12 protein-coding genes and 1 pseudogene are annotated in these 15,425 nt (G+C 35.0%); 7 read left to right on the top strand and 6 right to left on the bottom strand.

Annotated elements, in window-relative coordinates; translation table 11 throughout:
• The coding region (locus tag ABH955_RS15155; RefSeq protein ID WP_404491285.1) for an LPXTG cell wall anchor domain-containing protein at positions 1-1,425 on the top strand (1,425 nt) is incomplete at its 5' end.
• A gap of 133 nt (positions 1,426-1,558) precedes the next feature.
• On the opposite strand, the gene ABH955_RS15150 is transcribed toward ABH955_RS15155, so the two are convergent.
• A complete protein-coding gene (locus ABH955_RS15150) occupies positions 1,559-2,164 on the bottom strand; it encodes a DedA family protein (protein WP_137076415.1) in 606 nt (201 codons plus the stop codon).
• A gap of 199 nt (positions 2,165-2,363) precedes the next feature.
• Positions 2,364-2,996 carry a GNAT family N-acetyltransferase gene (locus tag ABH955_RS15145; RefSeq protein WP_242311136.1) on the bottom strand — a complete coding sequence of 211 codons (633 nt, stop codon included), beginning with the start codon at positions 2,994-2,996 and terminating at the stop codon, positions 2,364-2,366.
• A 79-nt stretch (positions 2,997-3,075) separates the two neighbouring features.
• On the opposite strand from ABH955_RS15145, the gene ABH955_RS15140 reads away from it, so the two are divergent.
• Positions 3,076-3,924, top strand: a complete 849-nt coding sequence (locus ABH955_RS15140) for a MerR family transcriptional regulator (protein ID WP_404455549.1) — start codon at positions 3,076-3,078, stop codon at positions 3,922-3,924.
• 139 nt (positions 3,925-4,063) lie between these two features.
• On the opposite strand, the gene ABH955_RS15135 is transcribed toward ABH955_RS15140, so the two are convergent.
• Positions 4,064-4,534, bottom strand: a complete 471-nt coding sequence (locus ABH955_RS15135; RefSeq protein WP_404446236.1) for a hypothetical protein — start codon at positions 4,532-4,534, stop codon at positions 4,064-4,066.
• A gap of 233 nt (positions 4,535-4,767) precedes the next feature.
• Between ABH955_RS15135 and ABH955_RS15130 the strand changes: the two genes are divergently transcribed.
• Positions 4,768-6,246, top strand: a complete 1,479-nt coding sequence (locus ABH955_RS15130) for a SulP family inorganic anion transporter (protein ID WP_002186630.1) — start codon at positions 4,768-4,770, stop codon at positions 6,244-6,246.
• A gap of 88 nt (positions 6,247-6,334) precedes the next feature.
• Here ABH955_RS15130 and ABH955_RS15125 read toward each other — a convergent pair.
• Positions 6,335-6,556 (bottom strand): annotated as a pseudogene (locus tag ABH955_RS15125) (hypothetical protein); the annotation flags it as partial.
• A 280-nt stretch (positions 6,557-6,836) separates the two neighbouring features.
• Between ABH955_RS15125 and ABH955_RS15120 the strand changes: the two are divergent.
• Positions 6,837-8,357 (top strand): putative polysaccharide biosynthesis protein, encoded by a 1,521-nt coding sequence (locus tag ABH955_RS15120; RefSeq protein ID WP_404455552.1) that lies wholly within the window; start codon positions 6,837-6,839, stop codon positions 8,355-8,357.
• Positions 8,358-8,522: 165 nt separating this feature from the next.
• Positions 8,523-9,626, top strand: a complete 1,104-nt coding sequence (gene csaB / locus ABH955_RS15115; protein WP_002186624.1) for a polysaccharide pyruvyl transferase CsaB — start codon at positions 8,523-8,525, stop codon at positions 9,624-9,626.
• 232 nt (positions 9,627-9,858) lie between these two features.
• Here the strand turns inward: csaB and patB1 are convergent, their stop codons facing one another.
• Together patB1 and ABH955_RS15105 are read right to left on the bottom strand one after the other, a co-directional pair.
• Positions 9,859-11,049, bottom strand: coding sequence for a secondary cell wall polysaccharide O-acetyltransferase PatB1 (gene patB1, locus ABH955_RS15110; protein WP_404491284.1), 1,191 nt, complete (start codon positions 11,047-11,049; stop codon positions 9,859-9,861).
• A 181-nt stretch (positions 11,050-11,230) separates the two neighbouring features.
• On the bottom strand, positions 11,231-12,646 hold the full coding sequence (locus ABH955_RS15105; protein WP_404455555.1) for an MBOAT family O-acyltransferase: 1,416 nt from the start codon (positions 12,644-12,646) through the stop codon (positions 11,231-11,233).
• A 226-nt stretch (positions 12,647-12,872) separates the two neighbouring features.
• On the opposite strand from ABH955_RS15105, the gene ABH955_RS15100 reads away from it, so the two are divergent.
• Entirely contained in the window at positions 12,873-14,330 is a 1,458-nt protein-coding gene (locus tag ABH955_RS15100) for an MBOAT family O-acyltransferase (RefSeq protein ID WP_060752223.1), read from the top strand.
• Between the two features lie 9 nt (positions 14,331-14,339).
• Positions 14,340-15,371, top strand: coding sequence for a hypothetical protein (locus ABH955_RS15095; RefSeq protein ID WP_404446247.1), 1,032 nt, complete (start codon positions 14,340-14,342; stop codon positions 15,369-15,371).
• Positions 15,372-15,425 lie beyond the last annotated feature (54 nt).

Genomic DNA, 15,425 nt, shown 5'->3' with positions numbered 1-15,425 from the left:
GTAACAGAGAAACCGGAAATTTTGGTAACACCGATTGAAGAAGAAAATAAAGAAGAAACAACAGAAGAAATGGAAGAGCCAGTAAAACCGGAAACACCAAAGGTGACAGAAGAACCAAATGTGTTAGAGAAACCAGAGGTAACAGAGAAACCAGAAATTTTGGTAACACCGATTGAAGAAGAAAATAAAGAAGAAACAACAGAAGAAATGGAAGAGCCAGTAAAGCCGGAAGAACCAAAGGTGACAGAAGAACCGAATGTGTTAGAGAAACCAGAGGTAACAGAGAAACCGGAAATCTTGGTAACACCGATTGAAGAAGAAAATAAAGAAGAAACAACAGAAGAAATGGAAGAGCCAGTAAAACCGGAAGAACCAAAGGTGACAGAAGAACCAAATGTGTTAGAGAAACCAGAGGTAACAGAAAAGCCGGAGATTTTGGTAACATCAGAAGAAGAGCAAAATAAAGAAGAAACAACAGAAGAGATGGAAGAACCAGTAAAACCGGAAGAACCAAAGGTGACAGAAGAACCGAATGTTCTTGAGAAACCAGAAGTAACAGAGAAACCGGAGATCTTGGTAACACCGATTGAAGAAGAAAATAAAGAAGAAACAACAGAAGAAATGGAAGAAACATTAAAACCGGAATCGCCAAAGGTAACAGAAGAGCCGAATGTGCTTGAGAAACCAGAAGTAACAGAAAAACCGCAAGTAGAGGTAACACCAATTGAAGAAGAAACAATAGAAGAAATGGAAGAGCCATCGAAACCGGAAGAACCAAAGGTGACAGAAGAACCAAATGTGTTAGAGAAGCCAGAGGTAACAGAGAAACCGGAAATCTTGGTAACACCGATTGAAGAAGAAAATAAAGAAGAAACAACAGAAGAAATGGAAGAGCCAGTAAAACCGGAAGAACCAAAGGTGACAGAAGAACCAAATGTGTTAGAGAAACCAGAGGTAACAGAAAAGCCGGAGATTTTGGTAACACCAGAAGAAGAGCAAAATAAAGAAGAAACAACAGAAGAGATGGAAGAACCAGTAAAACCGGAAGAACCAAAGGTGACAGAAGAACCGAATGTTCTTGAGAAACCAGAGGTAACAGAGAAACCGGAAATCTTGGTAACACCGATTGAAGAAGAAAATAAAGAAGAAACAACAGAAGAAATGGAAGAGCCATTAAAACCGGAAGAACCAAAGGTAACAGAAGAACCGAATGTGTTAGAAAAACCAGAAGTAAAAGAGAAACCGGAAGTACAAAATAAACAAGATGTACAAAATAAATCTGAGGTACCATCTAGTAAAGAAAATAATAAGCGATCAAAAGTACTTCCTCAAACAGGAGGAGCATCAACTGAATCTACTTCTATTATTGCAGGTATGTTTGCATTAATTTTAGGATCGAGATTGTTTAGACGCAAAAAAAATTAATGGTGAGAGTTAGTTTGGAAACAAAATGTATGTGGAAAAGCGGAGACTATGTGTCTCCGCTTTTTATTATTTTTGTACGCAGCTAATTTGGATAAAACGTATTGCTGAAAGGTTTTAATAACATGCTGCGCGTTTAATTTAGATTTTTTATAAACACATGCTTTATTTTTTTGCGAAATCGAGTGATTAGCGTAATGATAATAATACCGAAGATAATTTTCCAAATGTGTTGTTCAAGTACGATGAATATATCTTCTAAGTTTTCCCCTAACCAGTAACCACCGATTAAGAAGAAGGATACCCAAAATAGGGCACCTGAATAAATTGTCATCGCAAAGCGGCGAAACGGTAAGTTGATAATTCCTGCAAAGTATCCAGTAAAGTGGCGGACGCCTGGAATGAAAAAGGCGATAAAGATTAGAAAATATCCGTATTTATCAAACCACATTTTCGTTAAATTAATTTTTCGTTCTGTTAAAAATACATATTTCCCGTATTTCTGAATGAAAGGCATGCCAAGTTTATTTCCTAAAAAGTATTGGAATGTCATACCTACACTTGTCCCAATAAAGGATAAAATAATTAAAATTGGTAAACTTAAATCACCTTGATGTGATAAAAATCCTGCATAGGCTAATGTTGGCTCTCCTGGAAACGGAAGAGCAATATATTCTAAAAGTAATCCAATAAGTACTACATAATACCCATATTGCTGAAATAATTCGTGAATCCATTCCATGTTGTGCGCTCCTTTTTAAATTGAAGTTGTTACACATCTTCCTCTTTTTCACGCTAATCGAACTGAAACAATAGTAGTAGAAGAGTTTGGCTGGAGGATTTAAGCTAGTATGATTTTTTGACAACCACTCGCGAGTGATATCATACTTAATATAGCTCTTTGCTAATTAGCAAAGAGCATTGAAGTGTAAATGTTACTATTAGTTAAAGTTATAGCGGTACAAAAATACGTTGAAATCTTCTTCTTTTGGTCCAAAATTAACTGCTTTTTCTTGTATACGTTGGAAGTTTTGTCTGTCATAAAATTCATAGTTGCATTCATTATCTGTATATAAATATAAAGATGTCACTTCTTCTTTTGTCATGTATTGGAATAAGTGATTTAATAAAGATTTCCCAACTCCAAGACCTCTAGATTCCTCGGATACGATGAATAATTGTATACAGCCTTGAAAATGATCTTCTTTTCCTTGAATTAGTTCTTTATATGTTTTTTGAACTTTTATAAATGCTTTTAAAAACTCTCTATTCTCTTTATTCGTCATGAATAGTTTCAGCGTGTTAAAGGCAAAGCTAACATTATTATGGAATCTCTTTAAACGGTTTTTATCTTTTTCGGAATCGCCTAAAATGACACCGATAATTTTATTATCTTTTTCAGCTACCTTACTAAAGGAGCTTCCTAAAATGCAACTGTGTAGGTAGAAGTTTAATATTGAATTTAAAAATTTTTTATCTGTAATGAATTCATTAAATCCAAATGCCTCACCAATTAAATGTTTTATAGGCTCATAGTCTTCTTTGACAAGATTTCTATATTTTACTGTGTTCATAATTGTATACTCCCTTTATTAATGTAAATGACTTATTATAAATAGTAAGGTCTCCTCTAAGGGGAGAGTCAATAGTTACATGCGAAAAAATAAAAAGGAAGAGATTCAGGTGAAAACATTATTTTCTATTGGAGAAGTTGCAAAAATAAAGGATATTACGATAAAAGCGTTAAGGTACTATCATAAGATGGGGATTCTTATTCCAAAACATGTTGATGAATCAACAGGATATAGATATTATTCTATAGATCAATTCATTCACATTGATATTATAAAAAGCTGTAGAGAGTTGAATACCAGTATAGTAGAACTTCAAGAGATTTTTAAGGAATGTGATATGAATAAATTGCTGCAATTTTTACAATTGAAGAGAGAAGAAGCGGAAGAGCATATAAAGAAAATGAAAGAGGTAATTGAAACGATTGATGGATTAAATGAGAAAGTAGGGAGTTCACAGGAAATATTAAAAAGTGATGAAGTGTGTATTCAGTTCTTTGAACAGCGTTATGTCATTGTGGCGCCTTGTAAAGAAGTAGGGAGTTTACAGGAATTACTGTATTATTCCGATTTAGAGAAAATCGTGCAAGATTATGAAGAGAAAATGGCAATGGAGATGGGAATTCTCTACAATGTAAATGGAAATTGGGATGTAGAACCGAAGTATGTTTTTAATAAAGTACGAGATGATGTACATATGGAAGAGATGCAAAATATAAAAGTATTACGGGGCGGGAAACATATAACATTAGCGTATAGTAAAGAAAATGAGGAAGAACGTCGAAATACCATAATTAAATACATAAAAGAAAATAATATAGAAGTAGAGAGTTTTATTGAAGTGGAGTTAGTTAGTGATATTTTTAATGCGGATACGTATAGTTGTCAAATTCAGATTTTTATAGGGGATAGTGAGAATAAGAAGTTTTGATGCCATAAATTTAGGGATGGGACGATCCCTAAAGCCTAACCCTAAATACATCGACTTAACTGCAAAATAAGATAACGATAGCCTACTTATTAATAAGAGAGACCATCCCAAAAAATTGGGACGGCCTCATTGGATCGTATTATTTACGTGAAAATCCTTCTTCATCAAGGTATTCCGCAGCTTCTGGATAAGAGTTGAATGTACCGTCTAAGTTTACGCCAGCGTAAACATTCCACATGTCATCCTCTTGAATAAGAGTTAGGATATGACCGTCTTCGTTACGCCATTCCTCTTCGGCAGCAGGTTCCATTGGTGCTATAATTTCCTCTGGCTCCTGTGATAGACGTTCAATTACTTTTTCAATTAATGAACGCAGTTCTTCTTCTGAAAACTCACGGATGTTAATCATACCTTTAGCATCTGTTTTATAACCTTTAATGAAGTATGCATATACAAATCCGTTTCCGTTTGGGTGTAAATGATATACAACGTTCTTTTTATCTAAACGACTTTCTTCAAAGTGAAAGTTTACGCGTTTTAATGATACGTTCTTTCTTTCTAATTCCGGGAAAGATTCAATAATTGATAATTTTTCTTCAAAAGTTAGCATAGTGCCTCCAAGTATATAGTAAAAGATTTAATTTGTTCATTATAGCATAGTCAAGTTTGTTTCCAAAGGTAGATTCGTCATATTGCTGTTTTTTAGTTTGACTTTGGAAGGCTATTTGTAAATGTAGACGTTTACTTCACGAGACTGTAAAGAGTTTTTTAGAAATACGCTAACGAATGATTTGTTTTAGATGTACAATGGAACATGGACTTTATAAGAAGGTGGTTATTTATATGTTTCAAAAAATAGCAAAGGAATGTTTAGCAGGGTTTACTGTTGCGATTGTTGCCTTGCCGCTAGCGATTGCATTTGGTATTGCTGCAACGGGAACGTCTGAGGGAGCACTGGTCGGATTGTATGGTGCAATTTTTGCAGGTTTGTTTGCGGCGTTATTTGGCGGTACACCGGGGCAAGTAACGGGTCCTACTGGGCCGATTACAGTTATTGCAACAGGCGTTATTGCAACTCACGGATTAGAAGCAAGTTTTATTGCATTTATGATGGCGGGGTTATTTCAAATTTTATTTGGTGTATGTAAGCTCGGCTCTTACGTTCGTTACATTCCGTATCCTGTTGTTTCAGGGTTTATGAATGGGATTGCACTGATTATTATTTTAGGTGAAATGAAGCACGTACAAAATAGCTTTCTGCTTGTGTTATTAACGATCATTGTAATGATTGTTTCTGGAAAATGGATTAAGGCCATTCCATCAAGTTTAGTAGCATTAGTAGGTGTTACAGTAACGTTGCCGTTATTTTCTTCTATGCTACAAGGAATTACGGTCAACTTACCAGTTGTAGGAACTCTTTCTTTAAATAAGATGATTGAAAAAATAGGTGCAATTCCAGAGGCGATGCCATCTCTTCACGTACCGAATTTAGACGCAAATGGCATGTTAGCACTTGTATTACCAGCACTTAGTATTGCTTTACTAGGATCAATTGACTCGTTATTAACGTCTGTCGTAATGGATAATGTGACGGGGACACGTCATAAAAGTAATAAAGAGTTAATCGGACAAGGTATTGGCAATATTGCGAGTGGTTTGTTCGGTGGATTAGCAGGAGCAGGTGCAACTGTTAGATCTATCGTCAATATAAGAAGCGGGGGGAAGACGGCACTGTCGGCTTGTATGCATAGTGTCATATTATTTATTTTCATTATGGGACTCGGTTCAGTGGTACAATATATTCCGCTTGCTGTATTATCAGGTATTTTAATTTTAACTGGCATAGGGATGTTTGATTGGGAAAGCATGAAGAAAGCACATGTAGCACCAAGAGGTGATGTGATTGTTATGTTCGTGACGATGGTTGTGACAGTGAAATTCGATTTAATGGTTGCTGTTGCGTTTGGCATTATTCTTTCCTTCATTATATACATGGTGAAGTGTAAAGAACGTAAAGCTTCTATTATAAAAGAAAAAGAAGCGACGTATACGATTCAGGGACCACTTTCATTTCTATCAGTAGATCGTATTTTTGCTTCTTTACAAGATGTGAAGTCACCAGTTAGTTTGCGTATGAAAGATGTACGTTATATGGATGTATCAGGAGCTATGGCGTTATTAAACTTTGTTGAGCAATCGGATAAAGCAGGAGTGCGTGTGACACTTGAACATGTACATCCGCATGTTGAAAAGACGATAGTAATGATGGCGAATGATGAGCAAAAAGAGAAACTGCAGTTTTTGAAAGCTGAGACAATATAGGAATAGGAACCTTCACATGAACTGTATTGTAAAATGTGAGGGCTCTTTTTATTTGGATATGTGTTGTTTATGTGAGAAACTCTTATATCTGGATGTTGTAAATCCGTTGAGCATCAATTACACCATCTAACTTCAAATTATATTCACGCGTTGAGAAATGGCTACCTTCACAAATTAATTGTGTACGGTTAACGAAATCATAAACTTAAGATGGTTGAATAAGCCCTATTTCGTCTGATTTTTCGACTTTCTCAACTTCTTCGTATGCAAAGCGCTTTAGTATCTCGTTTTCTAAAGAAAGGAAAATTTGATAATTTTTTACTAAATTTAGCATGTTGTAAACCCTCCTCTTACTGACAAGAGCTACATTATATTACAGGTTTATCTTGAATAAGTAAAAGTAGTAAATTAAAGGGAAAACAGGATGGAAATAATCTTATTTTGTACATATTATATTTGGAACGAGAGTATTCAATATATAAGAAATTTGGTATGATAACTAAATGAAATAGAGTGAAGTTTCTCTAGATTAAGCAAGAATACTGACTTGATATTTATTTAGATCATATTTGAAAGAAAAGAGATAGAAGATGAATAAAAAGTTTGTAAAAGGCGCTGCAATTTTAACCATTACAACGTTCCTATCGAAAGTGGTGGGGAGTTTTTTTCAAATTCCATTGCAAAATATAGCGGGAGATGAAGTGCTTGGGATTTTTCGTCTCGTTTTTCCTGTATATATGATAGCCTTAACTTTATCAGTAGCGGGGGTTCCGCTAGCAATATCCCAGTTAATAGCTGATCTTCATGAAAAGAATGATCGTGACGGAATAGCTAAATTGTTTACGTCAGCATCTATTATCGGTGTTATATTTGGGGTGCTCGGATTTTTAATTATTATCATTGGATCGAGTAGCATTGCAAATATGCTTGGTGGGCAAGAGACGAGGCTAGCATTAATTGTTACTTCGTTTGCTTTATTAATTGCACCATATATGGCAGTGTATCGTGGATATTTCCAAGGGTTTGGAGATATGATACCTACTGGTGTATCGCAAGTAATTGAACAGTTGATTCGCGTATTCTTTATGCTAACAATTGCTTATATATTTGTATATTGGAATAAAGGTAGTGATATCATAACAGGCGGAGCGATGATCGGTTCTTGTTTTGGTGTTATTACGTCACTCATATATTTGCGAATGAAATATGTAAAAAGCACGTATCGCTATAAGAGCGAAACATATTCATTACAAGATTTTAAGACAAACGCAAAAAACATACTCCGCGTTTCAATTCCAATTGCAATTGGAGCGTTATCGATGCCTGTTTTAAATTTAGTTGATTCTGTAACAATTCCACATGTATTACATGAATCTTCTACAACGATTCAGGAACAATTTGGTATATATAGCCGTGGTTTTGCATTTACGCAATTAATTGTTGTATTTGCAAGTGCGATAGTATTTCCGCTAATTCCATTATTAACAGCTGCTTTAACAAAAAAAGATATAGCTTTAGCTAAACTGACGGTAAAACGTACAAATGAATTTGCGCACGTTTTAACAATGCCGATAACGATATGGCTTATGGCGCTTGCAGTACCGCTTAATGTTGCATTATTTACAGATACAAAAGGAAGTGGCATGTTAGCTATTTTAATTGGTAGCTCGTATTTCACATCACTTATGGTATTATCAATAGGAATCTTGCAAGGGATTAATCGTTCGATGCGAGCAGCATGGATTGTCATCGGTGCAAGTTTCGTGAAAATTATATTAAATATAGCGCTAGTAAACCAATTCGGTATAAATGGAGCAGCGTATAGTACTCTAATTATTTATATAATGATTTGTATCGCAAATCATATTTATATTAGAAAAGATCTTTCCTATTCAATAGCTATAGGGAAATTTTTAGCTGTGATTGGAGTATCTAGTATTTTAGGTATAGTATTATACTTTGTGTCCACATTAATCAATGTGACAGATTCCAGGATTTTAGCAATGATATATAGTGCTGTAGCGCTAAGTGTAGCTTCAGTGTTATATGGCATATGTGCACTTAAACTAAACTGGATATCGAAAGAACAAATTCCATTTTTACGTAAATAAAATCGTTTATTATAGAAAATGAACAATATTATAAATAGGTATGACTTGTTAGATGTTTGTGAAAGAAATCAATTTGAAGTTATCAAGCCTTTCTCGGAAAGGAATGGATAACAATTTGTTTAATTACAAAAAGAGTTGATTGCGAAATGTTGGAGGAGATTAAGAGTGCGGTTAGTTTTATCAGGATATTATGGTTTTTATAATGTTGGGGACGAAGCAATTTTGCAATCAATTATTAAAGCGCTACATGAAGAGGATCCTACTCTTGAGCTTGTTGTACTTTCAAATGACCCCAACTATACAAGGAAAATGTACGGTGTAGAAGCAGTAAACCGCTGGGATATAAGAGCGATTTACCGAGAAATAAAGAGAAGTAATGGTTTAATTAGCGGAGGCGGAAGTCTCTTACAAGATAAGACGAGTATTAAGAGTATTCTATATTATACAGGTATTATGCGGCTTGCTCGTTTTTTGAAAAAGCCGTATTATATTTACGCCCAAGGAATCGGACCTATTACGAAGAAGCAAAATCGTTTATTAGTGAAATGGCATGTATCAAAGGCTGAATATATATCAGTACGTGATGAAGACTCTTTTTTGTACTTAAAAGAAATTGGTATTAAGAAAGACATTGAACTTGTTCCAGATCCAGTATTAGCTTGTCAGCCAGAAGAAAAGAAATCCGATTGGCTTCAAAAACATTCGCTGCAAGGAAAAGTCGTTGCGGTTAGTGTAAGGTACTGGGATGCAAAAGAAGATTATATGAAGAAGTTAGCAGATACGCTTAAAAAGCTTAAGCAAGAGGGATACCATATTTTATTTGTACCGATGCATGGACCATTTGATCAAAATGCATCAAGGGATATCATTAATTTGATGGGAGAAGAAGCGCACATGCTCCCTTATAAAATGGATATTCACGAGAAAATCTCTATTTTATCAGAGTGCTCTCTTTTAATAGGGATGAGACTACATGCTCTTATATTATCGGCAGTTGCAAACACGCCTATGATTGGAATTTCATATGATCCGAAGATTGATTCGTTTTTACAACAAGTAAATCAGCCGATTATTGGGAATGTGGATGGAGGCTGGACGACAGAAACATTACACAGTATGGCGATTAAGCAATTAGAGCAGACAGAATATGTACAGGAAACGTTAGGACAAAGAGTAGAGGAATTGCGAGAGCAAATTTCCATAGCGTCCAAATATATTATTAATGACTTACATGCAAAAGAGTCTATAAAAAGAGGAATGGAATCTTAGGATTAGAGGCCATTCCTCTTTTTATTTAGTACGTTGTCATTAAATAAAAAGAGATAGAGGGAAATTTCCTATCTCTTTCTCCTTTTTGTATTTGAAGGTAGTGATTAAAAAAGAGAAGGGACAAGTGAAATAATAACAATGTCGTAATCTATAATGGTTTAAGTTGTTACTGACGGCAAATAGCGGAAATAATATAAAGAAGCCTCTTGTAAAAAATTACAAGAGGCTTTTTTTATTGTTTAAACTTAAACATCTCACCGCTCAAGTTCGAATCACTATACACAAACAATACCATGTTAATATTGTTGTCTTTAATGTATTGATATACATCCTTTTCGTGATAGTGACGAAGGTCGAGGATAGATGTGTGTTTGAAGCTTTGTGCTAAGTGAGGCACGATTGCGTTTGCGAATGAGTCTTTTAGGACTAAAGCTCGTACATCATTTGGTGCATTGTTGTTTTCGATAACGATTTCTGGATAGTCGTTTGTGTAATAGCCTGCGTATGATATGGTGTCTTTTTGTTTTTCTACGCCGTATAGTTCATCTAATGTGCGATATACTGTGTCATTTACATCTTTTGCAGCTACGCTCGTAAAGTTGAAACCGTCTTTCGGTGTGTAGTAGCATAGTTTTTCTCCAGTCGCATCGATCAGTTGGTAAAGCTGGTTGTTAAAGCTTCCGACTAGATGTTTATTTGGATCACACGTACGAGTGTAATCTTCTTTTTTTATTTCTTTTCCTTTATATATAGAAGATTGTTGCGCGATTGTGTTCATTATATATTGATAGCCTAAGAAGGCACCATCCATATTCCAGTGATGGTCTGTTTTAAAGTACATACTTTGTATTTCTTCATTTGTATAGTTTTTCTTAAAATAATCCATGAGTTTAATTGGCTTTACGTCTGCAGGAAGTTTATTTAGAAAGTAATTTAAATTTTCCTGTGCATATGTGTGAATATGAGAAGGTAATTTAAATGATAAAGCATTCGTTTTGGACGGTGGTAAAGCAAAGTAAAACTCAATATTTTGTTCTTTTAAAAACTGAGATAAGTCGTTTACAGCTGGCATAGCTTGGTCAATCTCATTATATTTTGTAGCCCAAGCAGGGTTTTTTAGAAGCCATTTATCATCTGTTAGAATAATATCGTTAATGAGAGACTTGCCCATTTTAATTTGGGTAAGTGTATAATTTTTTATGAGATCATCTCTTCCGATTAATTGATCGTTTGTATATGTCTCAAAGTCTTTAAAGAAACTACCATTTAAGGCAGCTTCTTTTGTAAGAGCTGGTTTTTGAGCGAGCGGACGATTTTCAACGGGCGAAACTGCTCGGTCAGTTTTGAGAAGCGATAATATGCCAAATGAAAAGATAATGGTGAGAAAACCGATAAATAGGACGATGTTCCCCAATTTTTTCATAATAACTTTTCCTTCCTACATAAAGTGAAACTTTAATTAGTGGGGGGGTTTTTGTTCATCCCCGCTGATTATCAGCCTTAACCAATCGGGCTTTTACAGGCAGCCCGCCCCCCACCTAACTTCTTTGCTTTCGCTGAATTTTGAGGTGGGGGTCTTACTGCCCGGAAAATAGCGGGATAAGTTAAAACCTGAAGTAAATAAATGGATTATACGTCGAATTAATTAAATACATAATCGAAACCATAAATAATGTTAGTAATAATATAGGACGTACAACTTGCATCGTGAATATATACGTTTTGGGTGCAAGTTCTAATATGTTTTTAACACGTTTCAAAATTGGTGTCGCTGCGATAAAGGCAATGATAAATATGATAATGTATTCATGTATATATAGCATGGTGTTGTCATCGATGAAAGATTGTCTCTCTATGCCAAACATCGCTTTTAAATATTGGAACGAGTATGCGAAGTTATCAGCTCGGAAGAAGACCCAACCGATCATAACGATGATTAGTACATATGCATGTTGCAGCGGCTTCCATAGCTTATTTAATATTTTCTCGAATCCAGCTTTTTCAATCGAGATAATAAAGCCGTAATATAATCCCCAGGCGATAAATGTCCAGCTTGCTCCGTGCCATAAACCGGTTAATCCCCATACGATGAAGAGGTTACGGTAGTTTGCTAGTTTGGAAACACGATTTCCGCCGAGCGGAATGTATATATAGTCGCGGAACCAAGAGCCTAGTGTAATGTGCCATCTTCTCCAAAATTCTGAAATGGATTTTGAGATGTACGGATAATTGAAGTTTTTCGGGAAATCAAATCCGAACATTTTTCCAAGTCCAATTGCCATATCAGAGTATCCTGAGAAATCGAAATAGATTTGAAGTGTATAGGCAATAATACCAATCCAAGCCGTTCCAGCGCTCATTTCAGACGGTGGTAAGGCAAAGATTTTATCTGCGACAAATCCAACTTGATTGGCGATTAACATTTTTTTCGCTAGTCCTAGAATGAAAATTTGGAGACCTTCTGTAAATCGTTCAAAAGAATGGATGCGCGTTTTAATTTGATCAGCAACGATATTGTAACGAACGATTGGTCCGGCAATAAGCTGCGGGAAAATTGATATATATAGTGCTAAGTTAAGTGGATTCTTTTGAACTTCGCCATCTTTACGGTATATATCGATGACGTATGACATCGCTTGGAACGTATAGAATGAAATTCCAATTGGTAGTGGAATAGGTTCCACATGAATAGATAAATGTAAAGTTTGATTCAAAATATCTGTGAAAAAGGAAATATATTTAAAATAAGAAAGTAATAAAATATTTCCGACCACAGCCATAATTAAAAATGTGACTTTCATATTTTTTCGTTTATCATAATGATGCACGAGTAGGCCGAAGCAGTAGTTTAAAAGAATAGAAAAGAGCATTAAGAGGACGAATCGTGGTTCTCCCCATGCATAGAAAATTAAACTAAATGCAAGTAATACGAAATTACGTAGCTCGGCACGCACTATAAAATAGAAAAATAATACGAGAGGTAAAAAGATAAATAAGAAAACAGAACTACTAAATACCAAAGGACTCTCCTCACTTTTTTCAAAATACATTTCGTGCAAAAAACCGACATTTTTATTATATATTCTTTTAAATAAAAGTGCCTTTAATATTTTATCATGTTAATAATTCGATTGAAATGATTATCCTATATAATAGAAGAAAGGGGGAGCGGAATCCTTTTGACACTCACTATTTGGATAAGATAAGATGAATAAGTTGTGATTTGTTTAGAAGGGAAGAGATGGTGTGTTATTTAACTCATTTGAGTTTATTTTTTTATTTTTACCGATAGCATTTCTTTTATATTTTCTATTAAATAAATTTGGACATGCTACATTAGCGAAAGCTTGGCTCGTTGCGGCCTCTTTATTTTTCTATAGTTATTGGAATGTGAAATATTTACCGCTTATGTTAGTGTCGCTCATTGTGAACTACTTTATCGGAATGAGGCTCGTAAAACATAAGAGTAAACTTCTTTTAACGGTAGGGTTAATATTTAATATAGGAATGCTTAGTTATTTCAAGTATTATGATTTTTTCTTGCAAAATGTTAATGCATTAATTGGAACTCATTTTACATTATTATCATTAACGTTACCGCTCGCGATTAGTTTCTATACGTTTCAAAAGATTGCATTTTTAGTAGATACGTATCGCGGGGAAACGAAGGCATGTCATTTTCTTGATTACGCATTGTTTGTAACGTTTTTCCCGCAGCTTATTGCAGGGCCGATTGTACATCATGCACAAATTATGCCGCAGTTTGCGGATAGTAGCAAAAAGCGCTGGCAATCGAAGTATATTGTTCTTGGTATATTTGTATTTGCAGTTGGTATTTTCAAAAAGGTAGGTATTGCAGATGTATTATCACCCCTTGTACATGAAGGGTTTGATGTGCAGCAATCATTAACATTTGTCGAAGCATGGCTTTCGTCGTTAGCTTTTACGTTCCAATTGTATTTTGATTTTAGTGGATATAGTGATATGGCAATTGGAATCGCTTTAATGTTTAATATTAAATTACCTCAAAATTTTAATTCACCGTATAAAGCAGTGAATATACAAGATTTTTGGCATCGTTGGCATATGACGCTTAGCCAGTTTTTAACGAAGTACGTATACATTTCTCTAGGAGGAAATCGAAAAGGAATTACGCGTACATACGTAAATATTATGATTGTATTTTTAATAAGTGGACTTTGGCATGGAGCTGGTTGGACATTTGTTTTTTGGGGATTCTTGCACGGTTTGGCTTCTGTTATTCATCGCTTATGGAGTAAAGCAGGAGGGCGCATGCCAGCCTTTGCTGGTTGGTTCGTTACGTTTTTCTTCATTAATATAACGTGGGTATTCTTTAGGGCAACATCGATGCATGATGCGGTGAAAGTGTTAAAAGGAATGTTCGGACTAAATGGAATCGAATTAGCAAATAGCGTATTCCCGGCATTTATAATAGAGAAGCTGCAATTTTTAAAAGAGTACGGTGTTTCATTTAGTGAAGGGTACCATGTCTCTTTATTAGATCCAAAAATGGTAGCGTATATTTTCGGAGCGTTATGTATTAGTTTCTTCTTAAAAAATTCAATTCAGTTAAAGGATTCATTCCGTCCGAATGTATGGACTGCTTTATTTACTGCAGTATTGCTCGTATATAGCGTGTTACATTTAACGAGTATTAGTGAGTTTTTATACTTTAATTTCTAGGTGGAGAATATGAAAAACAAACATTGGCTTATTTTCGTTTTTGTATGTGTTTTTGTTCCTCTGGCAGGTGTCGGGATATTTAATAGCTATATAGATTCACTTTGGTTATTCCCGCATAAAAATAAGTGGAATGATGTTCAGTACGGGTTTAACGAGAGACAACAGAAAACAAATTATATAACGTACCGTCCGTTTACATATGATGGAGTTATACTTGGAAGTAGTAGAACGACTTTTATTAACGAGAATGACTTCACCGGGTTAAACGCATTTAATTATGCGGTAAGCAGTACAGATCCGCGTGAGTATGATGCATATATTGAATATGCAAAAGAACAAAAAGGTAGTGGACTCGAGTCTATTGTACTTGGTTTAGATTTCCTTGGAACGAACAAAAATAGGGAAATTGGTTTTGATAAACCAGAAGCGTATATTAATCAGGCGCAAAGTTTATTGTATCCGATTAAATCGTATATAAGTATGGACGGGATTACTTATTCAAAGAATACAATTGCAAATTCCACCCATCATATTACGAATCTTGACCGGTACAATCGAGAGAATATAAAATCGATGCGCGATTATACGAAAGAAGAACGTGATGCGCAAATAGCGGCGCAAGTAGATAAGTTTAGTAAAGAGATTTACGGCGGGAATTATGAGTATCAAAATATGAAAGAAATATTAGGAACAGTAAAGGCTCATAATCCGAACACGAAGTTTTATATTTTTACAACGCCTGTTTCAGAGCCTCTGTTCCGTACGATGATTCAATCAGGGCGATGGGAAGATTATAAAAAATGGCTTCATGACGCTGTAGATGTATTTGGAGAAGTGCACCATTTCATGTATCTTAATTCCGTTACAACGAATTTAGATAACTATATGGATGGGCATCATTTCAGACCGGAAGTTGGAAAGTTGATTGCGCATAAAGTTGTAAATGAGGAAGATAGCAACGTCCCGAAAGACTTCGGCATTGTTATTACGAAGGATAATATTGATGAGGTGTTGGAGGGGATTCAGGCGTCTTTTCAATAAAAAATAGATCATAAATGTGGTCTATTCTTTGCCGAGTAGACTGTATACCAAAAT

The organism is Bacillus sp. RC240, assembly GCF_044907945.1.
GTDB lineage: Bacteria > Bacillota > Bacilli > Bacillales > Bacillaceae_G > Bacillus_A > Bacillus_A mycoides.
The sequence above is the reverse complement of the archived record's forward strand: the minus strand, read 5'-3'. Positions and strand labels throughout refer to the sequence as shown.